This window comes from Streptomyces sp. NPDC048277, assembly GCF_040652235.1.
GTDB lineage: Bacteria > Actinomycetota > Actinomycetes > Streptomycetales > Streptomycetaceae > Streptomyces.
The window spans coordinates 180,016-205,591 of the sequence record NZ_JBEZLQ010000002.1; the positions used below are offsets into that span (position 1 = coordinate 180,016).

22 protein-coding genes are annotated in these 25,576 nt (G+C 70.7%); 13 read left to right on the top strand and 9 right to left on the bottom strand.

Going from position 1 to position 25,576, the window contains the following annotated elements; genetic code table 11:
- Positions 1-10 precede the first annotated feature (10 nt).
- Positions 11-1,210 carry a bifunctional adenosylcobinamide kinase/adenosylcobinamide-phosphate guanylyltransferase gene (locus AB0D85_RS05485; RefSeq protein WP_362313974.1) on the bottom strand — a complete coding sequence of 400 codons (1,200 nt, stop codon included), beginning with the start codon at positions 1,208-1,210 and terminating at the stop codon, positions 11-13.
- Between the two features lie 212 nt (positions 1,211-1,422).
- Here AB0D85_RS05485 and AB0D85_RS05490 point away from each other — a divergent pair, with 212 nt between their 5' ends.
- Entirely contained in the window at positions 1,423-1,635 is a 213-nt protein-coding gene (locus AB0D85_RS05490) for a hypothetical protein (protein WP_362313977.1), read from the top strand.
- A gap of 58 nt (positions 1,636-1,693) precedes the next feature.
- On the opposite strand, the gene AB0D85_RS05495 is transcribed toward AB0D85_RS05490, so the two are convergent.
- From AB0D85_RS05495 to AB0D85_RS05505, 3 genes are all read right to left on the bottom strand, one after another.
- Positions 1,694-2,773 carry a trypsin-like peptidase domain-containing protein gene (locus tag AB0D85_RS05495; protein WP_362313980.1) on the bottom strand — a complete coding sequence of 360 codons (1,080 nt, stop codon included), beginning with the start codon at positions 2,771-2,773 and terminating at the stop codon, positions 1,694-1,696.
- An 87-nt stretch (positions 2,774-2,860) separates the two neighbouring features.
- Complete coding sequence (locus AB0D85_RS05500) at positions 2,861-3,562, bottom strand: methyltransferase domain-containing protein (protein ID WP_362313982.1); 702 nt, start codon at positions 3,560-3,562, stop codon at positions 2,861-2,863.
- A gap of 83 nt (positions 3,563-3,645) precedes the next feature.
- Positions 3,646-4,320 (bottom strand): DUF3043 domain-containing protein, encoded by a 675-nt coding sequence (locus AB0D85_RS05505; protein ID WP_362313985.1) that lies wholly within the window; start codon positions 4,318-4,320, stop codon positions 3,646-3,648.
- A gap of 166 nt (positions 4,321-4,486) precedes the next feature.
- Between AB0D85_RS05505 and AB0D85_RS05510 the strand changes: the two genes are divergently transcribed.
- From AB0D85_RS05510 to AB0D85_RS05535, 6 genes are all read left to right on the top strand, one after another.
- Positions 4,487-5,278 carry a PspA/IM30 family protein gene (locus AB0D85_RS05510; RefSeq protein WP_362313987.1) on the top strand — a complete coding sequence of 264 codons (792 nt, stop codon included), beginning with the start codon at positions 4,487-4,489 and terminating at the stop codon, positions 5,276-5,278.
- A 28-nt stretch (positions 5,279-5,306) separates the two neighbouring features.
- Positions 5,307-5,585 (top strand): hypothetical protein, encoded by a 279-nt coding sequence (locus AB0D85_RS05515; RefSeq protein WP_362315177.1) that lies wholly within the window; start codon positions 5,307-5,309, stop codon positions 5,583-5,585.
- Positions 5,586-5,655: 70 nt separating this feature from the next.
- Complete coding sequence (locus AB0D85_RS05520; protein ID WP_362313990.1) at positions 5,656-6,900, top strand: sensor histidine kinase; 1,245 nt, start codon at positions 5,656-5,658, stop codon at positions 6,898-6,900.
- Positions 6,897-7,580 carry a response regulator transcription factor gene (locus AB0D85_RS05525; RefSeq protein WP_362313993.1) on the top strand — a complete coding sequence of 228 codons (684 nt, stop codon included), beginning with the start codon at positions 6,897-6,899 and terminating at the stop codon, positions 7,578-7,580. Before AB0D85_RS05520 ends, AB0D85_RS05525 begins: the two co-directional genes overlap by 4 nt.
- Positions 7,581-7,752: 172 nt before the next feature.
- Entirely contained in the window at positions 7,753-10,866 is a 3,114-nt protein-coding gene (locus AB0D85_RS05530; protein ID WP_362313995.1) for an efflux RND transporter permease subunit, read from the top strand.
- 114 nt (positions 10,867-10,980) lie between these two features.
- On the top strand, positions 10,981-13,245 hold the full coding sequence (locus tag AB0D85_RS05535) for a PQQ-binding-like beta-propeller repeat protein (RefSeq protein ID WP_362313997.1): 2,265 nt from the start codon (positions 10,981-10,983) through the stop codon (positions 13,243-13,245).
- Between the two features lie 16 nt (positions 13,246-13,261).
- Here AB0D85_RS05535 and nadA read toward each other — a convergent pair whose 3' ends face one another.
- Positions 13,262-14,446, bottom strand: a complete 1,185-nt coding sequence (gene nadA, locus AB0D85_RS05540; protein ID WP_362314000.1) for a quinolinate synthase NadA — start codon at positions 14,444-14,446, stop codon at positions 13,262-13,264.
- A gap of 304 nt (positions 14,447-14,750) precedes the next feature.
- On the opposite strand from nadA, the gene AB0D85_RS05545 reads away from it, so the two are divergent.
- Positions 14,751-15,107, top strand: coding sequence for an iron-sulfur cluster assembly accessory protein (locus AB0D85_RS05545; RefSeq protein ID WP_030951236.1), 357 nt, complete (start codon positions 14,751-14,753; stop codon positions 15,105-15,107).
- Between the two features lie 67 nt (positions 15,108-15,174).
- Here AB0D85_RS05545 and AB0D85_RS05550 read toward each other — a convergent pair whose 3' ends face one another.
- Together AB0D85_RS05550 and AB0D85_RS05555 are read right to left on the bottom strand one after the other, a co-directional pair.
- Entirely contained in the window at positions 15,175-17,196 is a 2,022-nt protein-coding gene (locus tag AB0D85_RS05550; protein ID WP_362314004.1) for a hypothetical protein, read from the bottom strand.
- 113 nt (positions 17,197-17,309) lie between these two features.
- The gene (locus tag AB0D85_RS05555; RefSeq protein ID WP_362314007.1) at positions 17,310-17,519 is read right to left on the bottom strand and encodes a hypothetical protein; all 210 of its coding nucleotides are present in this window, start codon (positions 17,517-17,519) and stop codon (positions 17,310-17,312) included.
- A gap of 133 nt (positions 17,520-17,652) precedes the next feature.
- Here AB0D85_RS05555 and AB0D85_RS05560 point away from each other — a divergent pair, with 133 nt between their 5' ends.
- Positions 17,653-18,627, top strand: coding sequence for a carbohydrate kinase family protein (locus AB0D85_RS05560; protein WP_362314009.1), 975 nt, complete (start codon positions 17,653-17,655; stop codon positions 18,625-18,627).
- Positions 18,628-18,688: 61 nt separating this feature from the next.
- Here the strand turns inward: AB0D85_RS05560 and AB0D85_RS05565 are convergent, their stop codons facing one another.
- Positions 18,689-20,065, bottom strand: coding sequence for an aminotransferase class V-fold PLP-dependent enzyme (locus AB0D85_RS05565; RefSeq protein WP_362314012.1), 1,377 nt, complete (start codon positions 20,063-20,065; stop codon positions 18,689-18,691).
- Positions 20,066-20,365: 300 nt separating this feature from the next.
- On the opposite strand from AB0D85_RS05565, the gene coxB reads away from it, so the two are divergent.
- The 4 genes from coxB to AB0D85_RS05585 all read left to right on the top strand — a co-directional run bounded on the left by coxB (position 20,366) and on the right by AB0D85_RS05585 (position 24,879).
- Positions 20,366-21,328, top strand: coding sequence for a cytochrome c oxidase subunit II (gene coxB, locus AB0D85_RS05570; protein WP_362314014.1), 963 nt, complete (start codon positions 20,366-20,368; stop codon positions 21,326-21,328).
- On the top strand, positions 21,325-23,058 hold the full coding sequence (gene ctaD / locus AB0D85_RS05575; protein ID WP_362314016.1) for a cytochrome c oxidase subunit I: 1,734 nt from the start codon (positions 21,325-21,327) through the stop codon (positions 23,056-23,058). Before coxB ends, ctaD begins: the two co-directional genes overlap by 4 nt.
- A complete protein-coding gene (locus AB0D85_RS05580; protein ID WP_362314019.1) occupies positions 23,055-23,453 on the top strand; it encodes a cytochrome c oxidase subunit 4 in 399 nt (132 codons plus the stop codon). Before ctaD ends, AB0D85_RS05580 begins: the two co-directional genes overlap by 4 nt.
- A gap of 163 nt (positions 23,454-23,616) precedes the next feature.
- Positions 23,617-24,879, top strand: coding sequence for an Ig-like domain-containing protein (locus AB0D85_RS05585; RefSeq protein ID WP_362314022.1), 1,263 nt, complete (start codon positions 23,617-23,619; stop codon positions 24,877-24,879).
- A gap of 121 nt (positions 24,880-25,000) precedes the next feature.
- On the opposite strand, the gene AB0D85_RS05590 is transcribed toward AB0D85_RS05585, so the two are convergent.
- Positions 25,001-25,402: a hypothetical protein gene (locus AB0D85_RS05590; protein ID WP_362314025.1), complete on the bottom strand. Its 402-nt coding sequence runs from the start codon at positions 25,400-25,402 to the stop codon at positions 25,001-25,003.
- Positions 25,403-25,576: the final 174 nt, after the last annotated feature.

Sequence of the window (25,576 nt, forward strand, 5' to 3'; positions counted from 1 at the left end):
GCCGCCCCGGTCAGCGCAGTACGACCGCCTGCCCCGCCACCACCAGCACCACCTGCTCGCACTCGCCCGCGAACGCCGCGTTCAGCCGCCCCAGTTCATCCCGGTACCGCCGCCCCGACGCCGTCGCCGGCACGATCCCCGACCCCACCTCGTTCGACACGGCGACCACCGTCCGCCGGGTCGCCCGTACCGCCTCCGTCAGCTCCCGCACCCGCTCCCGCAGCGCCTTCTCCCCGCCCGACGCCCACTCCGTGTCGTCCCATGCCCCCACCGCGTCCATCGCGTCCGTCAGCCACAGCGACAGACAGTCCACCAGCAACGCCGGCCCGTCCTGCGCCAGCAACGGCACCAGGTCGCACGTCTCCGTCGTACGCCACGAACCCGGCCGCCGCTCCCGGTGCGCGGCCACCCGGTCCGCCCACTCGGTGTCCCCGCCGCGCGTCCCGCCCGTGGCCACGTACAGCACGTCCGGGAAGGACTCCAGGCGCCGCTCGGCCTCCACCGACTTCCCGGACCGCGCCCCGCCCAGCACCAGCGTCCGCCGCGGTACGTCGGGCACGTCCTCGTACACCCCCACCGTCAGCGTCGTACCGTCCGGCACCGCCCGCGCCCCGGCCGCGGCCAGCCGCCGCCGCAACTCCGCGCCCGGCGGCACGTCGTGGTCGAGATGCACGGCGACCACATCCGTGGCCGGCCCCACCGAACCGACCGCCCGCAGCCGCGCCAGCGCGTCCGGCCGCCCCACGACGTCCAGGAGCACCATGTCGTACGACTCCGCGCTCCCGTTCTCCAGCCCGGCCGGCGCACCGCCCGGCGGCAGGTACAGCAGCCGCTGCCCGTCGGGACCGGTCACCGCGTACCCGGTGCCGCCCGCGTCCATCGCCACCGCCCGCACCCGATGCCCCGTCAGCAGCGCCAGCTCCCGCCCGTCCGGCACCCGCGCCGGCTGCGGCAGCCCGGCCGGCACCTCGACGGGGGGCCCGTCGTGCGGATGCGACAGCAGCGCCTGCCGTACGCCCCCGAGCGACCGCCCGGCCCGGGCCGCCGCGAACGCCGCGCCGGGCGTCAGGTCGAGCAACAGCGTCCCGTCGACGAGCAGCGCGGTGGCGGCCCGGGCATCCTCCCCGACGGCACACGCACAGGCCGCACAGGAACAGCCGGGGCGAGGCAGCCCCGCAGGAGCACCGGTACCGAGCAAAGTCACTTCCACGCCCTGATTTTCACCCGTCCCAACGGTTCTCGCTTCAGCGGGCGCCCCGTACAGCGCGCCCCCAAGGGGCGCGGGGCTGTATTCATATGCGGCTCCGCCGCGTGGGCGCGACCAGCCCCACGCACCCGCAGACACCCCACAACCTGCGGAGTTATATCGGCACCCTCACCACACGGCATACGATGCATCAGTTGGATCAAAGGGAGGCCTACATGGCGGCATGGACGTGGCGGTTCGAGAAGGCCGACGGGACGGAGGTCCAGCCCGCGGTGGAGCCCGAGGAGTTCACCACACAGGGCGACGCCGAGTCCTGGATCGGCGAGCAGTGGAAGGCCCTGCTGGCCGGCGGCGCCGATCAGGTGCGCCTCTTCGAGGACGCCACCGAGATCTACGGCCCGATGAGCCTGCACGCGGACGAGGCCTAGGACCCGTCCGCGCACGTCGGTCGGGGCGGCCGCGGTCGGCCGCCCCGCCGGCGCCGTGTCACTGCTCGCTCAGCGTCACATCCGCCGTCTTCTGGACGCCGTTGCGGCTGTACGCCACCGTCGTCCGCTGCCCCGGCCGGTCCGCGGCGAGCGACTCGGCCAGTGAGGTGATCGTGGTGATGTCGTCGCCACCCACCTTGGTGATGATGTCCCCGGGCTGGATACCCGCCCGGCCGGCCGCGCCGTCCGGTTGCACGGTCACCACGGCGACCCCGGCCGGCTGGTAGTTCTCGTCGACGACCGTACGACCGGTGATGCCGAGCGCGGCCCGCCCCGAGTCGACGACCGTGCCGTGCTTGATGATCTGGTCGGCGACCGTCTTCACCATCGACGCCGGGATGGCGAACCCGATCCCGGGCGCCGCGCTGCCGCCGAGGTCGGGGTCGCTCGCGGCGAGCGTCGGGATGCCGACGATCTGACCGTTCAGGCCGACCAGGGCGCCGCCGCTGTTGCCGGGGTTGATGGCGGCCGAGGTCTGCACCATGTTGGCGATGGTGGCGCCCGTACCGCCGCCGGAGGGGTTCTCGCTGACGGTCCGTCCGGTCGCCGAGACGATGCCCTCGGTCACGCTGGACGACAGTCCTAGCGGCGAGCCCATGGCGAGCGTGATCTGACCGACCTGGACCTTCTCGGAGTCCCCGAAGGAGGCCGCCTTCAGTCCGTCCGGGACCTTGTCGAGCTTGATGACCGCCAGGTCCTGCTCGGGGTAGGAGTGGACGAGGGACGCGGTGAGCGGTTCCTCGTTGTTTGCGGTCGTCACCTTGAACGTCTTCTCGTCCCCGACGACGTGCGCGTTGGTGACGATGTGCCCGTTGCCGTCGTAGACCACGCCCGACCCCAGGTCGCGACTGGCCTGGATCTGTACGACCGACGGCAGGACGTCCTTGATCACCTTCTGGTACTGGTTCTCCAGGTCGGTCGCCGCCATGGGGACGGCCGCCGCCCGGGCGGCCCGGTCCGCCGAGGTGTCCTCGGCGGTGTCGGTCCCGAAGGCGGAGCATCCGGAGACGAGGGCGAGGCAGCAGCAGCCGAGCACGGCGGTCGTGCGGAGGGTCCGGCGAGCGGGGGAAGCGTCCATGCCCCGAGTCTCGCGTCGGCGGTGAAGGACCGGCTCGCGCTGCTGACCCGAACGAGCAGCCCCCGGACGAGCTGCACCCGGACGAGGTCAGCCGCGGACCCCGCACAGGTGCAGCAGCGCGGCGACCGACCGGTACGGATCCGTCCGCCCGGCCCGCTCCTCCGCCGCCAGCAGCGTCTGCATGTCGGCCGGCACCCCGGTGTCGTCGGCGGCCGTGTCGGTGAACACCCGCACCCCGTACCAGGAGTGCAGCGGCGCCCCGATCCCGGCGAGGGTGGCCGTCAGCGTGCCCAGCCGGTCCGCCCGTACATCGAGGCCGAGCCGGTTGCGGTAGGAGACGGTGTCGAACGCGCCGAGCGCCCCCGCCCAGTCCCCGGAGAGCCCCGGCCGCATGGCCAGCGCCTCGGCGTTGCGCACGAGCAGTGACAGCAGCCCGCCCGGGGCCAGCATCCGGGCCATCCCGGCCAGCAGCGCGTCGGGCTCCTCGACGTACATCAGCACACCGTGGCAGAGCACCACGTCGAAGCTGCCGGGCAGGAAGTGGACGCCGGTGTCCCGGCCGTCCCCCTGGACGATCCGCACGCGCTCGCGGATCCCCTCCGGCTCACCGGCCAGGGCCTCGCGCGCGGCCGCGATCATCGCCGGTTCCTGCTCCACGCCGGTCACCTGGTGCCCGGCGCGGGCCAGCCGCAGCGCCTGCGTGCCCTGGCCCATCCCGACGTCGAGCACCCGCAGCCGCTGCCCGACCGGGAACCGTCCCGTTATCTGCTCGTCGAGCTGCCGGGCCACCAGTTCCTGTCGTACGACATCACGCAGCCCGCCCAGTCTGGTCAGCCAGGCCTTCGCCGCACCTTCGGAGAACGGCTCTGTGCTCAGGGCCGCTCTCCGCGCTTGACCTGCGGTTTGGGCAGCCGGAGCCGGCGCATCTGGAGGGAGCGCATCAGACCGTAGGCGACGGCGCCCTTCTTGTTCTGGTCCGGGAAGCGCTCGGCCAGGCGCTTGCGCAGGCGGAAGCCGCTGACGGCCGCGTCGAGCACGATCAGCACGATCACGACCAGCCACAGCAGCAGCGCGAGGTTCTTGATCGCGGCGTTGTTGACCACGCTCATGACCAGGATGACCACGGCCAGCGGCAGGAAGAACTCCGCCACGTTGAAGCGCGAGTCGACCCAGGCACGGGCGAACCTGCGGACGGGGCCCTTGTCACGGGCGGGCAGGTACCGCTCGTCGCCGCTGGCCAGCGCCTGGCGCTGTCGCTCCATGGCGGCGCGCCGGTCGTCGCGCTGACGCTTGGCGGCGTCCTTGCGCGTCGTCGGCGTACTGGCCACGCTGCGGCGCTGGGACTGGGCCTCACTGCGCTTGGGCGTGGGCCTGCCCTTCGGGGCCTGCGGGTCACGGGTCTGCTTGGAGTCGGTCACCGCCGCCTTGTCGGCGGGGGCCTTCTCATCCTTGGCACGGCTACGGAACACAAAACCCAAGGGTACGGGGTGGTGGGGTGTGAGCCCTAGTCCGGGCGGGAACGATCCCGCAACGCCGGGCGTCTCCATGGGGGAGACACCTACTACCTGTGCCGGAGCGGAGCGGTCCGTAGTCGTCCTTGGGGATGAGCGCATCGGCCCCCGAACAGTGCGGTAATGGAGGCAGGGCCCGTACTGTGGGTCCTGTCGCAGGATCTGTGAGCTGGAGTCCGTCAGAAGGGGGCGCGCGAAGCCCATGAGCGGTGTCATGAAGCGTATGGGGATGATCTTCCGCGCGAAGGCGAACAAGGCCCTGGACAGGGCCGAGGACCCGCGCGAGACCCTCGACTACTCGTACCAGAAGCAGCTCGAACTGCTGCAGAAGGTCCGCCGCGGCGTCGCCGACGTGGCGACCAGCCGCAAGCGGCTCGAACTCCAGCTGAACCAGCTGCAGCAGCAGTCCACCAAGCTGGAGGACCAGGGCCGCAAGGCGCTGGCGCTCGGCCGCGAGGACCTCGCCCGTGAGGCGCTGTCCCGCCGCGCCGCCCTCCAGCAGCAGGTGACCGACCTGGAGACGCAGCACGCCACCCTCCAGGGCGAGGAGGAGAAGCTCACCCTCGCCGCCCAGCGGCTGCAGGCCAAGGTGGACGCCTTCCGTACGAAGAAGGAGACCATCAAGGCCACCTACACCGCCGCCCAGGCCCAGACCCGCATCGGCGAGGCCTTCTCCGGCATCTCCGAGGAGATGGGCGACGTCGGCCTCGCCATCCAGCGTGCCGAGGACAAGACCCAGCAGCTCCAGGCCCGGGCCGGTGCCATCGACGAACTCCTCGCCTCCGGCGCCCTGGACGACCCGACCGGCATGGCGAAGGACGACATCGCCGCCGAGCTGGACCGCCTCTCCGGTGGTACGGATGTGGAGCTGGAACTGCAGCGCATGAAGGCCGAGCTCGCCGGAGGTCAGCCCCAGCAGGCGATCGAGGGCGGCACCGGCCAGGGCCAGCAGTCGCAGCAGCCGCAGGACACCCCGCGCTTCGACAAGCAGTAGCCGACGCCTGGAGGGCGACATGGCCGACATGGTCGTAAGGATCATGGGGGAGGGCCAGGTGAGGCTGGCCGACAGCCACCTCACCGAACTGAACAAGCTGGACGACGAACTCCTGCACGAGATGGAGACCGGCGACGAGCCCGCGTTCCGCCGCACCCTGACCGCCCTCCTGGACAGGGTGCGAGAACGCGGCGAGCCGCTGCCGGACGACGCCCTGGAACCCTCGGACCTGATCCTCCCGTCCCCGGACGCGACCCTGGAGGAGGTCCGGGCGCTACTGAGGGACGACGGCCTCATTCCGGGCTGATCCGGGCGGTGCGGGGAGCGGGCCGAAGCCATGGTTCCGGCCCGCGACAACCCGCCGTACCGTTCAGAACGTGAGCACATTCGACAAGGCCCGCTGCAGAGCCGACGCCCACCCGCTCGCGGTGGACGCGGCGGTCGCCGTCGGCGTCCTCCTCTGCATGGTCGCCGGCTCCTTCGTCGTCCCCCACGGGGCGCACGGCGTCAAGTGGGGCGTCCGCACCCCGGACCCCCTCAGCCTCGTCCTGATGACGCTCGCCGCCGCGGCCCTGGTGTTCCGCCGGCACGCCCCCAGGTCGGTCCTCGCCTTCACCGGCGCCGCCTCCGTCGTCGAGTGCCTCACCGGCAACCCCCGCGCCCCTGTCGCGATGGCGGCCGTGATCGCCCTCTTCACCGTCGCCGCCACCACCGACCGCCGTACCACCTGGCGCTGCGGTCTGCTCACCATGACCGTGCTGACCACCGCCGCGATGGCCGCAGGACCGCTGCCCTGGTACGCCCAGGAGAACCTCGCGATCTTCGCCTGGACCGGTATCGGCGCCACCGCCGGGGACGCCGTCCGCAGCCGGCGTGCCGTCGTCCGGGCCATCCGGGAGCGCGCCGAGCGGGCCGAACGCACCCGTGAGGAGGAGGCCCGCCGCCGGGTCGCCGAGGAGCGGCTGCGGATCGCCCGCGATCTGCACGATGTCGTCGCCCACCACATCGCCCTGGTCAACGTGCAGGCGGGCGTCGCCGCGCACGTCATGGACAAGCGGCCCGACCAGGCCAAGGAAGCCCTCGCCCACGTCCGCGAGGCCAGCCGCTCCGCGCTCAACGAACTGCGGGCCACCGTCGGCCTGCTCCGCCAGTCCGGCGATCCCGAGGCACCGACCGAACCCGCGCCCGGTCTGCACGTCCTCGAAGAGCTCGCCGACACGTTCCGCAACGCGGGCCTCCAGGTCGAGGTCGCCCGCGCCGACCAGGGCACCACCCTGCCCGCCGCCGTCGACCTGGCCGCCTACCGGATCGTCCAGGAGGCCCTCACCAACGTGCAGAAGCACGCGGGCCCGGATGCCAAGGCCGAGGTCAGCGTCGTACGGGTAGGACCGGACATCGAGGTCACCGTCCTCGACAACGGCTCCGGCGAGGACACCGCCCCCGAGGCCGGCGGCGGCCACGGCCTGCTCGGCATGCGCGAGCGCGTCACCGCCCTGCGCGGCACCCTCACCACCGGCCCCCGCTACGGCGGCGGCTTCCGCGTCCATGCGATCCTGCCGGTCAAGGCCGACACCGACGGCCGTACGGACCGCCGTACGGCCGCCCTGGGGGATTCCGTATGACGATCCGTGTCCTGCTCGCCGACGACCAGGCACTGCTGCGCAGCGCGTTCCGCGTGCTCGTCGACTCCGAGTCCGACATGGAGGTGGTCGGCGAGGCCTCCGACGGCGCCGAGGCGGTGCGGCTGACCCGGGAGCGGCAGGCCGACGTCGTCCTGATGGACATCCGGATGCCGGGCACGGACGGGCTGGCCGCCACCCGGCTCATCAGCGAGGACCCCTCCCTCGCCCGGGTCCGTGTGGTGATCCTGACCACCTTCGAGGTCGACGACTACGTCGTGCAGGCGCTGCGCGCGGGCGCCTCCGGGTTCCTCGGCAAGGGCAGCGAGCCCGAGGAGCTCCTCAACGCCATCCGGGTCGCCGCGGGCGGCGAGGCGCTGCTCTCCCCGACGGCCACCAAGGGCCTGATCGCCCGCTTCCTCGCCCAGGGCGACGCGGGCGACGACGGCCGCGACCCGGCCCGCACCACGCGGCTCGACGCGCTCACCTCCCGCGAGCGCGAGGTCCTGGTCCAGGTCGCCGGCGGGCACTCCAACGACGAGATCGCCGAGCGCCTGGAGGTCAGCCCGCTGACCGTGAAGACGCACGTCAACCGGGCCATGGCCAAGCTGGGCGCCCGGGACCGGGCACAGCTCGTGGTCATCGCGTACGAGTCGGGGCTGGTCCGCCCGAGGATGGAGTGATCTCCACCCGGGCGTACTGCGGCGGGAGTAGGAACCGGATAAGGGAACGGCACCCAGGGCCTACGTGAGCAGGGCCTTCGATGGGCGAGGGTGGTGGGGTGGGCGCTCACAGGTGCCCCCTGTGCAGCTCATCCGCCGCTCACAGCAGCTCACCGGAAAGAGACCCTGACCCATGTCCTGGCTGTCACGATTCAGCCTCGCGCAGCGGGCCCTGATAGGCCTCGTGTCATTGATCGCGCTCGTCTTCGGGGCGATCGCCATCCCCCAGATCAAGCAGCAGCTGCTGCCCACCATCTCCCTGCCCGTGGTGTCGGTCGTCGCCCCCTACCAGGGAGCGGCGCCCGACGTCGTCGAGAAGCAGATCGTCGAGCCCATCGAGAACAACCTCGAAGGCGTCGACGGCATCACCGGTGTCACCTCCACCGCGAGCGAGGGCAACGCCGTGATCATGGCGTCCTTCGACTACGGCAACGACACCAAGCAGCTGGTGGCCGACGTCCAGCTGGCCGTCAACCGCGCCCAGCTCCCGGACTCCGTCGACCCGCAGGTCATCTCCGGTTCCACGGACGACATGCCCACCGTGGTCCTCGCCGTCTCCTCCGACAGGGACCAGCAGGCCCTCGCCGACCAGCTGGACAGGACGGTCGTCCCGGACCTGAAGAACATCGACGGCGTCGGCCGCGTCCAGGTCGCCGGCGTACGGGACGTCCAGGTCACCGTCACCCCCGACGACGCGAAGCTGGCCAGGGCCGGTCTCACCTCCGCCGCGCTCGCCCAGTCGCTCCAGGCGGCCGGCGCGACCGTCCCGGCGGGCTCCTTCGACGAGAACGGCGCCAACCGCACCGTCCAGGTCGGCGGCGGTCTCACCTCGCTGCAGCAGATCGAGGACCTGATGGTCACCGGGCAGGGCGTCAAGAAGCCCGTGCGCCTCGGCGAGGTGGCCGCGGTGGAGCAGCAGGAGGCCCCGGCCGACTCCATCACCCGCACCGACGGCCGCCCCAGCCTCGCTGTGAACGTCACGATGGACCACGACGGCAGCGCGGTCTCCATCTCGAACGCGGTCAAGGACAAGCTGCCCAAGCTGCGTCAGGACCTCGGCTCCGGCGCCACCCTCACGGTCGTCAGCGACCAGGGCCCGGCGGTCTCCAAGTCCATCAAGGGCCTCACCACCGAGGGCGCCCTCGGACTGCTCTTCGCGGTCCTGGTCATCCTGGTCTTCCTGGCCTCGGTCCGCTCGACCCTGGTGACGGCGGTGTCCATCCCGCTGTCCGTGGTCCTCGCGCTGATCGTGCTGTGGACCCGCGGACTCTCCCTCAACATGCTCACGCTCGGCGCGCTCACCATCGCCATCGGCCGGGTCGTCGACGACTCGATCGTGGTCCTGGAGAACATCAAGCGCCACCTCGGCTACGGCGAGGAGCGGCAGTCCGCCATCCTCACGGCGGTCCGCGAGGTGGCCGGCGCGGTCACCTCCTCCACCCTCACCACGGTCGCCGTCTTCCTGCCGATCGGCCTGGTCGGCGGCATGGTGGGCCAGCTGTTCGGCCCCTTCAGCCTCACCGTCACCGCAGCCCTGCTGGCCTCCCTCCTGGTCTCGCTGACCGTCGTACCGGTCCTCGCGTACTGGTTCCTGCGTGCCCCCAAGGGCACCCCCGAGGACACCGAGGAGGCCCGCCGCAAGGCCGAGGAGAAGGAGGCGAACAGCCGCCTCCAGCGCGCCTACGTGCCCGTCCTGCGCTTCGCGACCCGGCGCCGCCTCACCAGCGTGCTGATCGCGATCGTGGTCCTGGTCGTCACGTTCGGCATGTCCGGGCTGCTGAAGACCAACTTCTTCGACCAGGGCGACCAGGAGGTCCTCACCGTCAAGCAGGAGCTGAAGCCCGGCACCAGCCTGGCGGCGACCGACACCCAGGCGAAGAAGGTCGAGAAGCTGCTCGCCTCCATCGACGGGGTGAAGGACTACCAGGTCACCGTCGGCTCCTCCGGCTTCATGGCGGCCTTCGGCGGCGGCACCGACACCAACCAGGCGTCGTACTCGGTGATGCTGGACGACGCGAAGTCGTACGACAGGGTGCAGAACGCCATCGAGGACGGCCTGCACAAGCTGTCCGGGATCGGTACGACCACGGTGTCGGCCGGTGACGGCTTCGGCAGCCAGGACCTGAGCGTCGTCGTGAAGGCGGCCGACGGGAACGTGCTGCGCAAGGCGTCCGAGCAGGTCCGGGCCGCGGTCGCCGGGCTGGACGACGTCACCGACGTCACCAGCGATCTGTCGACGAGCGTTCCGCGTATCTCGGTGAAGGCCAACTCCCGGGCCGCGGCGGCCGGGTTCGACGACCAGACGCTGGGCGCCGCCGTCACCCAGGCGGTCAAGGGCACGACGGCCGCGAAGGCCACCCTCGACAACACCGAGCGGGACGTCGTCGTGAAGTCGGCGAAGCCCGCCGAGACCCTGGCCCAGCTGCGCGCCCTGCGCATCGGCGGGGTGCGGCTGGGCGACATCGCCACGGTGAAGCCGGTCGCCGGACCGGTGTCGCTGACCCGGATCGACGGCCAGCGCGCCGCGACCGTCACCGCGAAGCCCACCGGTGACAACACGGGCGCGGTCAGCACCCAACTCCAGTCCAAGATCAAGGCGTTGAAGCTCCCGGCGGGCGCGACGGCCTCGATCGGCGGGGTCACCTCGGACCAGGACAGCGCGTTCAAGAACCTGGGCCTGGCGATGCTCGCGGCGATCGCGATCGTCTTCATGCTCCTGGTCGCGACCTTCCGCTCCCTCGTCCAGCCGCTGATCCTGCTGGTCTCCATCCCGTTCGCGGCCACCGGCGCACTCGGTCTGCTGGTCGCCACCGGCACCCCGATGGGCGTCCCCGCGATGATCGGCATGCTGATGCTGATCGGCATCGTGGTGACCAACGCGATCGTGCTGATCGACCTCATCAACCAGTACCGGAGCCAGGGCCACGGCGTCGTCGAGGCGGTGATCGAGGGCGGTCGGCACCGTCTGAGGCCCATCCTCATGACGGCCCTGGCGACCATCTTCGCCCTGCTCCCGATGGCGCTCGGCGTCACCGGCGAGGGCGGCTTCATCGCCCAGCCGCTCGCGGTGGTGGTGATCGGCGGTCTGATCACCTCGACGCTGCTCACGCTGCTGCTCGTGCCGACGCTGTACGCGATGGTCGAACTCCGCAAGGAGCGCAGGGCCAGGAAGCGGGCCGCGAAGAAGGGCCCGACGGTCACGGAGTCCGCCCCGGCCTCCGAGGAGCCTGAGCCCGCCTCCGTGTGACGGTCCCGTGATCGGCGGCCGGTTCCCGGAAACCCACCGGGAACCGGCCGTCGGCGCGTTTCCGTTCCGTATGCTGACGCATCGAACAGCCATGCGGCGAAGAGGAGTTTGAGCGTGCCGCTGCGCAAGGACGACCCGAGGTCCGTCGGCGGTTACAAGCTGATCGACCGGCTCGGGGCCGGCGGCATGGGGGCCGTCTACCGGGGCCGGTCGCGCTCCGGGCGTGAGGTCGCCGTCAAGGTGGTGCACGCCCAGTACGCCGAGGACCCCGTCTTCCGCTCCCGGTTCCGGCAGGAGGTCGAGGCGGCCCGCCGGGTGAGCGGCGCCTTCACCGCACCCGTCGTGGACGCCGACCCGGAGGCCGCCCGGCCCTGGATGGCGACCCAGTACGTGGCCGGACGCTCGCTCGCCGACCGGCTGCGCGACCGCGGTTCCCTGCGCGGCGCCGAACTGCGGCGGCTGGCCCTCGGGTTGACGGAGGCGCTGCGGGACATCCACCGGGCCGGGGTGGTGCACCGGGACCTCAAGCCGGCCAATGTGCTGCTGGCGGAGGACGGTCCGCGCGTCATCGACTTCGGCATCTCCCGCGCGGCCGAGAACCACCACACCCTCACCGAGACCGGCCAGATGATCGGCACCCCGCCGTTCATGTCCCCGGAGCAGTTCACCGACGCCCGTACGGTCGGCCCCGCCTCGGACGTCTTCTCGCTCGGCGCGCTGCTGGTGTACTGCGTCACCGGGCGCGGCCCCTTCGACGCCGACAGCCCCTATCTGACCGCCTACCGGGTGGTCCACCACGAGCCCGTGCTCGACGGCGTGGGCGAGCCGCTGCGCACGGTCCTGGAGGGCTGTCTGCACAAGGAGGCCGCCCGGCGGCCCGGACTCGACGAGCTGGCGGGGCAGTTGGCGGCCGTCCTGCCCGAGCCGACGGAGGACGAGTCGGGGGCGCTCGACCACCCGGCCGAGGGCGACCTGGCCACCATGGGCCTGCGCGGGGAGGCCTGGCCGGCCGACGCGGCGACCGGCCCGGTGAGCGGCGAGCGCTCCCGCCGCCGGCGCCGCGCCCGCCCCCTGTGGGCGGCGGCCGGCACGGCCGGGGCGCTGGGCCTCGGCCTGCTGGCCTACGGCACGTACGGCCCCGGCCTCCCGCAGTTCTGGAACAGCGAACCGAGTCCAGGGGCGACCGCGCGCTGGGCCGCGGTGCCCACCGGCTGGCGGCCCTGGAAGACAACGGTGTACGAGCCGGCGACCCGGGGCGAGGTCAACGCGCTGGGCGCGGGCGACGGCCGGCCGGCGGGCACCCGGCCCGGCTGCCTGAGCCAGGGCGACGGCGTCTACTGCGGCGGCGACGGCATCCTGCCGGTACGGCTGGACGGCCGGACCGGAGAGACGCTCTGGCGCGCCTCCCTCGGGGCGCCCGGCAACGACCCCTCCCAGTACAACTCGACGGTCCTCGGCGTGTACGACGGCACGGTCGTCGTACGGGAGACCATCTCCAAGGAAGGCGCCGCGAACAACCCGGCCTACGTCGTCGCCCTCGACGCACAGAGCGGCAACGAACTGTGGACCCGCAGGGTCGACGACGACAACATGGACCTGATCATGGCCGGCGACGTCGTCCTGACCGCCGGCACCGACGGCCGCACGGTGGTGGCCCGCTCCCCGCGTACGGGCAGGGCCCGCTGGGCGCTGGAGCTGCCCGCCACCACCTACTGCACGTTCCTGTCGTCCGGCACCGACGTGTTCGTCCAGTGCTACCCCACGCAGCAGAACGCCAAGTACTCCTCGCTCCTGAAAGTGAGCCGCACCGACGGAACGGTCGTCGCGCGCCAGCAGATCCCCTTCGAGAGCGGCTTCCTCGGTGTCGTCGAGGGCCTCGTGGCCATGGTCCTCGCCGACGGCCAGAGCGGCTCGGTGTCCCTGTCGGACTCCACCTTCGACAAGATCCTCCTGACGGAACCGAAGACCGGGGGCCAGACGACGACGAAGCTCGCGAAGACGTACGAGGGCTCGGTGACGCTGGCCGCGGGCACCGTGTGGATCACGGGCTCGAACGGCCAGGTGACGGCGGTGTCCCCGCTGACCGGCAAGGAACTGTGGAGCACCCGCACCAGCGTGGAGAACTCCGGCTCCCCGACGTACGACTCCCGCACCCACACCCTCTACCTGGCCAGCCCCAGCGGCCGGGTGGCGGCCCTGGACACCCGTGAGGGCACCCTGCTCTGGCAGACCAACCCCCGGGTGCAGGGAGCCTCGACGGGCGACTCGGCCGACCCCGAGGCCCTCCTCGACGGCGGCGCCCTGGCCGTGCTGACCCCCGACGGCACCCTCTTCAGCATCGACCCCGCCCACCCCGACCGGACGTCCGCGTCGGGGTGACGGCGAGGCCAGGGACCTACGGCAGGGCGAGCATCCGCTCCAGCGCCAGCTTGGCGAACGCCTCCGTCTCCTTGTCGACCTCGATCCGGTTGACCAGGTTGCCCTCGGCCAGCGACTCCAGGGTCCAGACCAGGTGGGGGAGGTCGATGCGGTTCATGGTCGAGCAGAAGCAGACCGTCTTGTCGAGGAAGACGATCTCCTTGCCCTCCGGCGCGAAACGGTTCGCGAGGCGGCGGACCAGGTTCAGCTCCGTGCCGATCGCCCACTTGGAGCCGGCCGGGGCCGCCTCCAGGGCCTTGATGATGTACTCGGTCGAGCCGACGTAGTCGGCAGCGGCGACGACCTCGTTCTTGCACTCGGGGTGGACCAGCACGTTGACACCCGGGATGCGCTCGCGCACGTCGTTGACCGAGTCCAGGCTGAAGCGGCCGTGCACCGAGCAGTGGCCGCGCCACAGGATCATCTTCGCGGCGCGCAGCTCGTCGGCGGTCAGGCCGCCGTTCGGCTTGTGCGGGTTGTAGACGACGCAGTCCTCCAGGGACATGCCCATGTCCCGGACGGCGGTGTTGCGGCCCAGGTGCTGGTCGGGGAGGAAAAGGACCTTCTCGCCCTGTTCGAAGGCCCACTCCAGGGCCCGCTGCGCGTTCGACGAGGTGCAGATGGTGCCGCCGTGCTTGCCCGTGAACGCCTTGATGTCCGCGGACGAGTTCATGTACGACACCGGCACGACCTGCTCGGCTATGCCGGCCTCGGTCAGCACGTCCCAGCACTCGGCGACCTGCTCTGCGGTGGCCATGTCCGCCATCGAGCACCCCGCCGCCAGGTCCGGAAGGACCACCTTCTGGTCGTCCGAGGTCAGGATGTCGGCGGACTCGGCCATGAAGTGCACACCGCAGAACACGATGTACTCGGCCTCCGGGCGTGCGGCCGCGTCCCGGGCCAGCTTGAAGGAGTCGCCCGTGACATCGGCGAACTGGATGACCTCGTCGCGCTGGTAGTGGTGGCCGAGCACGAAGACCTTGTCGCCGAGCTTCTCCTTGGCCGCGCGGGCACGCGCGACCAGATCCGGGTCGGACGGCGAGGGCAGGTCGCCGGGACACTCGACGCCCCGCTCGCTCCTCGGGTCGGCCTCACGGCCGAGCAGCAGCAGGGCGAGCGGAGTCGGCTGTACGTCGAGTTCCGGGGTCTGGGCGGTGGTCACGGCACGCACCCTTTCTACTTTTCGTCGATCTGACGTTATCTATCATAACCGGTTCACGTCACTTTGACGATGGCCATAGCGTCGATGTGACATGAATCCCGGTGCCGTGCGGGAGAGTTGCGGGGAGGTGGCCATGGGGGGACAGTCACAGCCGCTGTGCGTGACTTCGGGCGTGTGCGAGCATGAATCCGTAGAGAAAAAACGAGAAAACGCGAGAAGGCGAACGCCGGCCCGGAATGAATCAGCGGACCCGCCGGTTGCACTCGTCGGCAAGCAGTCTCCGTACAACCCGGGAGAGATGTAGATGTCCGTATCGGACGAGACCAGCACCGCCACCGACGGCATCATCCTGAGCGACGCCGCCGCGGCCAAGGTCAAGGCCCTGCTCGACCAGGAAGGGCGTGACGACCTCGCCCTGCGCGTCGCCGTCCAGCCCGGTGGCTGCTCCGGCCTGCGCTACCAGCTCTTCTTCGACGAGCGGTCCCTCGACGGCGACGTCGTCAAGGACTTCGGCGGTGTCAAGGTCGTCACCGACCGCATGAGCGCCCCGTACCTGGGCGGCGCGTCGATCGACTTCGTGGACACCATCGAGAAGCAGGGCTTCACGATCGACAACCCGAACGCGACCGGCTCCTGCGCCTGCGGCGACTCCTTCAGCTGAGCCCGGCGGCAGACAGCACGAAGGCGGCGGCCCCTCACCACGAGGGGCCGCCGCCTTCTTCTGCGCTTCAGCCCACCTGCGGGTTCAGCGTCGTAGCCTTCTCCTTCGGAACCGCCCTGCCGTCCGTGCCGACCACCTTCCGCCCGTCCAGCGGCGCGTCCAGGTGGATCGTCCGGTGGTACTGCTTGGCGATCATGACGCAGATCTTGTCCGGCCAGGGCGTCGCGGTCACCTTGACCACCACCTGCTCGGAACCCTCGTCCGCCGTCACCTTGTAGTCGGCGCACACCCCGCCCGTGAACGCGACGGTCAGATCACGGCCGTCGGCCGTGTAGCCGTCCACCTTCACGTCCTTCGGAGCGGCACTGGCGCTCGCCGAGGGCGTCGAGGACGAGGCCAGGTACGCCGGGTCCACGGCCGGATAGGTCACCGTGTACGAGTCCGCCGCGCCGCGCACCTGGAACAGCCAGGACGGCACGAGCGCCTGCCTGCCGGCCACCGACTGCGACGCCAGCCCGAACACGGCCTTCTCGATCACGGCCGAGGACGCGGACGGCGTCGACGCGGCGCACGGCTGCTCCAGCCGGTCCTTCAGCGGTACGGAACTGGCACAGCCGCCGATGCCCATCCGGTGGCCGGAGCCCGGCGCCGCGTTCATCAGGGCCAGCGTCTTCGCGGCGCTCAGCACGGGATACGTGTCGCCCTTCGCAGGCGCCGCGAGCATCCCGTTGCCGCCGACCACCTCGCCCTGCCTGCTCACGGTCAGCCCGGTCGACCAGCCGTACGTCGGCAGTCCGCCGACCTCCGGAGCGGCGTTCACCACCCGCTGCGCGCCCATCACCTGGCTCGCGTCGAGCTTCGCGTCGTCCTGACCGAGCGCCTTCAGCACCGGCGCCGCCGCCTTCTCCGCCGCGGAGACGCTCACCGGGTCACCCGCCGGTGCCGCCGGGTCCTGCGTGCACACCAGGCCGCTCTTGCAGTTGTCGGTGCCGGGCGCGTAGCGGCTGTACGTCCAGATGCCCGGGGCGGCCCGGTTCACCTGGAGGCTTCCGCCGGAGCCGTCGCTGTCGGTGCCGACCTTCCACACCTGCCCCTCGGAGACCGGGGTCCCGTCGATCCCGAGCGCCTTCGCCAGCTCGGCCACCCGGTCCTTGGAGACCTCACCGGACGGCTGGTACACCGCGGCCGAGCCGGGGCCGCCGGGAAGCGTGCCGCTCGCCTTGTAGGTGACGCCGTAGGGGTTGGGCTCGCCGGGGGCTATGCCGTTGCCGCCGCTGCCTCCGGAGGAGTAGCCGTCCAGGGCGAGCGGCGGGGGAGTGGACCCCCCGGACGCGGCGCCGCTGCCGCCGCCGGAACCGGTGTGCGCGGCCAGGTAGGCACCACCGCCGCCGACCAGCAGCACGGCGGCGGCCACGGAGGCGACGACGAGGGCGGGGGACCGGCGCGCGCCGGGACGACCGGCCGCAGCGGCCTCCACAACACCGGCACCATCGGACAGAGAGGCGACGACTTCCGCCTCGGGAGCGGTTTCCGCGACGGGGGAGGCTGCCGCTGCGGATTCGGAGGCCTCGGTGGTGGCGCCGGCTGCGGGCTGGGGGGCTGCCTCTGCGGCGGGGACGGCTGCCGGCTGCTCCTGGGCCGTTCCCGGGGCGGCGACTGTGTCTGCCTCGGGGGCGGTTTCCGCGGTGGGGGTGGCTGCCGGCTCCGGGGCTGTTGCCGGGGCGGCGGGTTCGGCCGGCTCGGGGGGCGTCGCGGATTCGGGGGAGGCCTCGGTGGCGGTGGGCGCTGCCGGCTCGGGGGTTGCCTCTGCGGCGGGGGTCTTCTCCGGCTCGTGGGTCGCCGTGGCCGGGGCTCGGGCCGGTTCGGAGGGATTCTCCGGCTCCGGGAGTGCCGGCTCGTGGGTCTGCGCCGGGTCCGAGGGCGTTTTCGGCTCCGCGGCGTTCGACTCCGGGGCTTCGGCGCCCTCCGTGTCGGCGCGGGCGTCCGTCTCGGCAGCCTCCGGCGACTCCGTGGCCCCCTGGGCCTCGGGGGGCTCCCCCGCGGTGCCCGCGGACGCGTCGTCGTCGTTCTCGGGTCGCTCGCTCTTCACCGCATCGCTCCTTGCCTGCGTCGTATCCCGCCTCCCCTTCACGGGGGACGGCGATGGGACGCGGGAGGGGAGCGCGCGGTTCCCCCGAAACGCGCCGGGCGGAACCCGGCCGCTCAGTCGCCGTAGTCGGACATCGCGTCCAGCAGCCTGGCGGACTTCTTCGGCACAGTCACCCCGTGGATGAGTGACAGCGGCACCGGGCGGGCATCGCTGTGTTCGGGAACCCTCCAGTGCGGGGCCATCCGGGCGCAGTCACCGCGCAGCGACGCGAGGTCGCCGTCGAGGTCGGCCGAAGCGGGGACGTAGACCTTGAGGTTCGTCATGATGGAACCGTAGGCACGTCGGGGGCTGCGAAGAAAGATCTACTATCGGGTAGTTTTGGCACCTTCAGGGTGCCCACGCCGACCCGGTAGCGTTAACTGTCAATAACGCCTCCCCCTCAGGAGAGTCCCAGCCGTGCGCATCGCAGTCACCGGCTCCATCGCCACCGATCACCTCATGACCTTCCCCGGCCGCTTCGCCGACCAGTTCGTCGCGGACCAGCTGCACACGGTCTCGCTGTCCTTCCTGGTCGACAACCTGGACGTACGCAGGGGCGGCGTCGGCGCGAACATCGCGTTCGGCATGGGACAGCTCGGCACCCGGCCGATCCTGGTCGGCGCGGCGGGCTTCGACTTCGACGACTACCGGGCCTGGCTCGACCGGCACGGCGTGGACACGGACTCCGTGCGTATCTCCGAGACCCTGCACACCGCGCGTTTCGTGTGCACGACCGACGCCGACCACAACCAGATCGGCTCCTTCTACACGGGCGCGATGAGCGAGGCCCGCCTGATCGAGCTCAAGACGGTGGCCGACCGGGTCGGCGGCCTCGACCTGGTCCTGATCGGCGCGGACGACCCGGAGGGCATGCTCCGCCACACGGAGGAGTGCCGTACCCGGTCCATCCCCTTCGCCGCCGACTTCTCCCAGCAGATCGCCCGGATGAACGGCGACGAGATCCGGATACTGCTGGAGGGCGCGACGTACCTCTTCTCCAACGAGTACGAGAAGGGGCTGATCGAGACGAAGACGGGGTGGACCGACGAGGAGATCCTCGCGAAGGTCGGCCACCGGGTCACCACGCTCGGCGCGCGCGGGGTGCGGATCGAGCGGGTCGGCGAGGAGGCCATCGAGGTCGGCTGCCCCGACGAGGAGCGCAAGGCCGACCCGACGGGCGTCGGCGACGCGTTCCGGGCCGGGTTCCTGTCCGGGCTCGCGTGGGGGGTCTCGCTGGAGCGGGCGGCCCAGGTGGGCTGCATGCTGGCGACTCTCGTCATCGAGACGGTGGGGACGCAGGAGTACCAGTTGCGCCGGGGGCACTTCATGGAGCGGTTCACCAAGGCGTACGGGGATGAGGCGGCCGAAGAGGTCCGGGGTTATCTGGTCTGAGTTTCGGGTGCGGGTGCGTGGGGGCTGGTCGCGCAGTTCCCCGCGCCCCTTATGGGGCGCATCAGCTGGTCCGGCGGACCAAGTAGGCCGTTCCTCTTTCTGCCTTCTCCTCGCCCACGTACTCCTGGCCCCGCATCTCGCACCACGCCGGGATGTCCAGGCGGGCCGCCTCGTCGTCGGACAGGACCCGGACCGTGCCGCCCACCGGCACGGTGCCGATGACCTTCGCCAGTTCGATGACCGGGATCGGGCAGCGCTTGCCGAGTGAGTCGACGACCAGCACGTCCGCCTCCGTGACAGCGACCGGCGCCGGGGCGCCCAGCTTCTGCCGCACCCCCGCCACCACCCCCGGCAGCACCGCCAGGAACCGTTCCACCTCCGCCTCCGCCGTCCCCGCCGGCAGCGACACCCGCACGTTCCCCTCGCTCAGCACGCCCATCGCCCTGAGCACATGGCTCGGCGTCAGCGTGCTGCTCGTGCAGGACGATCCCGAGGAGACCGAGAAGCCCTCCCGGTCCAGCTCATGGAGCAGTGTCTCTCCGTCGACATAGAGACAGGAGAAGGTGACGACCCCCGGCAGTCGCCGCTCCGCGTCCCCCACCACCTCCACGTCCGGCACCAACTCCGGTACCCGCGCCCGGATCCGCGCCGTCAGCTCCCGCAGCCGTACGGCCTCCCGCTCGGCCTCCGCCCGTACGGCCCGCAGCGAGGCCGCGGCCGCGACGATCGCCGGCAGGTTCTCGAACCCGGCAGCCCGTCCCGACTCCCGCTCGTCCGAGGCCCCTTGGACGGCGAACCGCACCCCCTTGCGCACCACCAGCAGCCCGACTCCGCTCGGCCCGCCCCATTTGTGCGCACTCGCCGTCAGCAGCGACCAGCCGCCCTCGACCCGCCCCCACCCCAGCGACTGCGCCGCGTCCACCAGCAACGGCACCCCGGCCGCCCGGCACACCTCGGCGACGGCCGCCACCGGCTGCTCCGTGCCCACCTCGTGGTTGGCCGACTGGAGACAGGCGAGCGCGGTGTCGGGGCGGAGCGCGGCCTCGTACGACTCGACCTCCACCGCACCCGTCCGCCGCACCGGCACCCGGGTCACCTGACCGCCGTCGGCCTCCCACGCCTCCGCCGAATGGAGTACCGAGGAGTGTTCGACGGCAGACACGATCAGGTGACGTCCCGTCCGCCGCCGACCGGCCAACGCCCCGGCGATGCCCGTGTGGACCGCCCGCGTCCCCGATGGGGTGAAGGACAGTTCGTCGGCCCGGCACCCGACGGCCTCGGCGGCCGCCTCCCGGGCCGCGTCCAGCAGCATCCGCGCCTTCCGCCCCTCCCGATAGAGACGAGAGGGGTCGGCCCATCCGTCGTCCAGAGCGGCCAACAAGGCCTGACGGGCAACGGGGTGGAGCGGGGCAGCGGACGCAGCGTCAAAGTAGGACACAGGGCAACGTTAAAACGTCCCTGGGGGCGGCCGACCCAGGGGCGCGGGGAACGGCGCGACAAGCCACAACGCACCCGCACCCGCAACGCAAACCGCCCCAACCCGAGCTATTGGGCGCCCATTCCCACCCTTAAGGAGTGACCGGCGGCGCGTATGCCCCCCTCCCCGCGAACCCTCAGAACGCGTCGGCTAGGGTTTGGTCCGCATAAACATCCAAACCCCTGCCCGACGCAGGGCGGCGACCGACCAGCGAGAAGGCCGCAGCCAACCGCGCGGGCGAGACTCTCGGGAAGGCGCTACGTGAGTCCCAACGGCTCCGACCGCTCGCCGCGGCGCCCGATGCGGCGGAAGCTGCTGCAGGCAATGACCGCGGGCCTGGTCCTGGTATCCGCTACCGGATGCACATACAAGGACTTCCCCCGCCTTGGTATGCCCACCCCGACCACGGAAGAGGCTCCGCGGATCCTCTCCCTGTGGCAGGGCTCCTGGGCCGCCGCGCTCGCCGTCGGCGTGCTGGTGTGGGGTCTGATCATCTGGAGCGCCATCTTCCACCGGCGCAGCCGCACCAAGATCGAGGTCCCGGCGCAGACCCGGTACAACATGCCGATCGAGGCCCTGTACACGGTGGTCCCGCTCATCATCGTCTCGGTGCTGTTCTACTTCACCGCGCGGGACGAGACGAAGATCCTCAGCCTCACCGACAAGAAGCCCGACGTCACGGTCAACGTGGTGGGCTTCCAGTGGAGCTGGGGCTTCAACTACATCACGCCCGTCGACGGTGTCGCGGGTGACGCGAAGACCGACGCGAACCTGGCCGCCATTCCGGACCGGTTCAAGAAGGACTTCCCGGCGGCCGCCGGTGGTGTCTACGACGTCGGTACGCCGGGCACGAAGAACCCGCAGACCGGCAACCCGGGTCCGACGCTGTGGCTCCCCAAGGGCGAGACCGTCCGCTTCGTCCTCACCTCGCGTGACGTCATCCACTCCTTCTGGGTGGTGCCGTTCCTGATGAAGATGGACGTCATCCCGGGTCACACCAACGCGTTCCAGGTGACTCCCAACCAGGAGGGCACCTTCCTCGGCAAGTGTGCCGAGCTCTGCGGCGTCGACCACTCCCGGATGCTGTTCAACGTGAAGGTCGTCTCCCCCGAGCGTTACCAGCAGCACCTCAAGGACCTCGTCAAGAAGGGGCAGACCGGTTACATTCCCGCCGGCATCGCGCAGACGAGCCACGAGAAGAACCGGGAGACGAACAACCTGTGAGCATCCTCAACGAACCCCAGGGTGCCGCGGCAGCTGAAGGCTCTTACGCAGATGAGCTGCCGGTCAGGCGCAAGCAGCCCGGCAACGTGGTCATCAAGTGGCTCACCACCACCGACCACAAGACCATCGGAACGCTGTATCTGGTCACGTCGTTCGCGTTCTTCCTGATCGGCGGTGTGATGGCGCTGCTGATGCGCGCCGAGCTCGCTCGCCCCGGTCTGCAGATCATGTCGAACGAGCAGTTCAACCAGGCGTTCACGATGCACGGCACGATCATGCTGCTGATGTTCGCGACGCCGCTGTTCGCCGGCTTCACGAACTGGATCATGCCGCTCCAGATCGGCGCTCCGGACGTCGCCTTCCCGCGACTGAACATGTTCGCCTACTGGCTCTACCTGTTCGGCTCGACCATCGCCGTCGGCGGCTTCCTCACCCCGCAGGGTGCGGCCGACTTCGGCTGGTTCGCCTACTCCCCGCTGTCGGACGCGGTCCGCTCGCCGGGCCTCGGCGCCGACATGTGGATCATGGGTCTGGCCTTCTCCGGCTTCGGCACCATCCTCGGTGCGGTCAACTTCATCACCACGATCATCTGCATGCGTGCGCCGGGCATGACCATGTTCCGCATGCCGATCTTCGTGTGGAACGTGCTGCTGACCGCCGTGCTGGTCCTGCTCGCCTTCCCCGTCCTCGCCGCCGCGCTGTTCGCGCTGGAGGCGGATCGGAAATTCGGGGCACATGTCTTCGACGCGGCGAACGGCGGAGCACTGCTCTGGCAACACCTCTTCTGGTTCTTCGGACACCCAGAGGTGTACATCATCGCGCTGCCGTTCTTCGGCATCATCTCCGAGGTCATCCCGGTCTTCTCCCGTAAGCCGATGTTCGGTTACATGGGTCTGATCGCGGCCACGATCTCGATCGCCGGTCTGTCCGTGACCGTGTGGGCCCACCACATGTACGTCACCGGCGGTGTGCTGCTGCCGTTCTTCTCCTTCATGACCTTCCTGATCGCGGTCCCGACCGGTGTGAAGTTCTTCAACTGGATCGGCACCATGTGGAAGGGATCGCTGTCCTTCGAGACACCGATGCTCTGGGCCACCGGCTTCCTGATCACCTTCACCTTCGGTGGTCTGACCGGTGTCATCCTGGCCTCGCCCCCGATGGACTTCCACGTCTCCGACTCGTACTTCGTGGTGGCCCACTTCCACTACGTGGTCTTCGGTACGGTCGTCTTCGCGATGTTCTCCGGCTTCCACTTCTGGTGGCCGAAGATGACGGGCAAGATGCTCGACGAGCGCCTCGGCAAGATCACCTTCTGGACGCTGTTCATCGGCTTCCACGGCACCTTCCTGGTCCAGCACTGGCTGGGCGCCGAGGGCATGCCGCGTCGTTACGCCGACTACCTGGCGGCCGACGGTTTCACCACGCTGAACACGATCTCGTCGATCAGCTCCTTCCTGCTCGGCCTGTCGATCCTGCCGTTCCTCTACAACGTGTGGAAGACGGCCAAGTACGGCAAGAAGGTCGAGGTCGACGACCCGTGGGGCTACGGCCGTTCGCTCGAGTGGGCGACCTCCTGCCCGCCGCCGCGGCACAACTTCCTCACCCTGCCGCGGATCCGCAGCGAATCGCCGGCGTTCGACCTGCACCACCCTGAGATCGCCGCCCTGGAGCAGCTGGAGCACGGCCACGCGGCCGGCGCCGTCGCGGGCAGCAAGGAGGCCGGCAAGTGAAGATCCAGGGCCGCATGTTCGTGTGGCTGAGCGTCTTCGTCCTCGCCATCGCGATCGTCTATGGCGTGTGGTCGAAGGAGCCGGCCGGTACCACGGCGCTCTTCCTGGCCTTCGGCCTGTGCATCATGATCGGCTTCTACCTGGGCTTCACGGCCTCGCGGGTGGACGCCGGTGCCCAGGACAACAAGGAGGCCGACGTCGCGGACGAGGCCGGCGAGGTGGGCTTCTTCAGCCCGCACAGCTGGCAGCCCCTCGCCCTCGGTGTCGGTGGCGCGCTGGCCTTCCTCGGTGTCGCCGTCGGCTGGTGGCTGCTGTACTTCTCGGCGCCCATCATCATGATCGGCCTCTTCGGCTGGGTGTTCGAGTACTACCGCGGTGAGAACCGCACCCAGTAGGCATGCGCCGAGCGCACCGGGAGCCCGGATCCTCCGTCAGGAGGGTCCGGGCTCCCGCTCTTTACGGCGCCTTTTCCGGCCGCTCCTGCCTCCGGCGCAGTGTCGATCCCTCGTACGGGTGACCCACCATGCCGGTACGGAAAACATCTCATAACGTGACAATATGAGTCACTCTCCGTGCGCCCGTACCGTCGTCAGCTGCACCCTGCTGGTGATCGCCCTCGGCGCGGGCGTCACCGCCTGCGGTTCGAACGGCAACCCGCTGGCGGACAAGCCGTACGACGCGGCGGACCAGGTCTCCTTCAACACCCCCACCGGCAAGGGGAAGCGGGTCGACCCGGACAAACCCCTGGAGGTCGTCGTCAAGAACGACGACGACCGCATCACGGACGTCACGGCCGAGGACGCCACAGGCCGCTATGTGGCGGGCGAACTCGACACCGATGGCCGACGCTGGCACAGCACGTCCCCGCTGGCCGCCAACGCCCACTACACGGTCCAGGTCAGCATCGAGGACGAAGACGGGGCGCCCGGCCGCAAGACCCTCACCTTCGACACCAGCCAGCCCACCAGCAAGCAGCGGCTGAAGGTCACCTTCGGCCCCAAGTCGGGCGAGTACGGCGTCGGCCAGCCCGTCACCGCGCAACTCGACCACGAGGTCAAGGACAAGGCCCAGCGCGCCGTCGTCGAGCGCGCCCTGAGGGTCGACTCGGTCCCCGCCGTGCAGGGCTCCTGGTACTGGGTGAGCGGCAAGGAACTCCACTACCGCCCCAAGGACTACTGGCCCGCCCACGCCACCATCCAGGTACACAGCAACCTGGACGGCGTCAGGATCAGCGACCGCCTGTGGGGCGGCGCGGCCGCACCCGTCAAGCTCACCACCGGCGACAAGCTGTTCGCGCTCACGGACGCCGGCTCCCACCAGATGACGGTCTACAAGAACGACAAGGTGGTCAACACGATCCCGATCACCACCGGCAAGCCCGGCTACGAGACCCGCAACGGCGTCAAGGTCGTACTGGAGAAGCAGTACTTCGTACGCATGCGCAGCACCACGGTCGGCATCGCCGAGGGCACCTCGGACTCGTACGACCTGCCGGTCTACTACGCCACCCGGGTCACCTGGTCGGGTGAGTACGTCCACGCCGCGCCCTGGTCGGTGGGCTCCCAGGGGTACGCGAACGTCAGCCACGGCTGCACCGGGATGAGCACCTCCAACGCCGAGTGGTTCTTCGGCACCTTCCACCCGGGCGACCTGGTGCAGGTCGTCAACTCCAACGGCCAGCAGATGGAGAACTTCGGCAACGGCTTCGGAGACTGGAACATCGCCTGGAAGGACTGGCGCAAGGGCAGCGCCCTCACCAACGGCACCCCGGACGCCCCGAACCCGCAGAACGCGGCGAGAGTCCAGCCGGCCACCCTCTGAATCGCCCCGAGGGGCAGCCGACCCAGGGGCGCGGGGCTGTGACATGTGCGGCTCCGCCGCGTGGGCGCGAACGGCCCCCACCGGCCCGCACGCGCGCACGAGACCCGCGCCCCGCCCCCTCTCAGGCGCTCTGAAGCTTCCTCTGCCGCAACAGAGACGCCAGGGAGGCCGCGAACTCCACCGGGTCCACCGGCAGCGTCACAGCCGCCTCCGCACGGCTCCACGTGGCCAGCCACGCATCCTGCGGCCGCCCGATCAGCAGCAGCACGGGCGGGCAGTTGAAGATCTCGTCCTTGATCTGCCGGCACACCCCCATGCCCCCCATGGGCACGGCCTCCCCGTCGAGGACGCACACATCGACGCCCCCGCGGTCCAGCTCGCGCAGCACCGCCGCGGGCGTCGCGCACTCCACGAACTCGACGAACGGGACATCGGGAGCCGGTCGCCGGCCGGCGGCCAGCCGTACCTGCTCGCGGGTGTTGGAGTCGTCGCTGTAGACCAGCACCGTGGCGGTCGGCTGCATTGTTCCTCCGAGACGTCAGCGTCGTACGGACAGGACCGATGCGCCGGATGCTACTCCCATGAACACCTCGTCAACACCTGTTGGAACACCGCTTCGATGGGCCATCCGGGCAGTACACACGGGGCGGACACTCCGAACGGCACCCCCCGGAGTGAGCGCGAGATAAGCGACCGA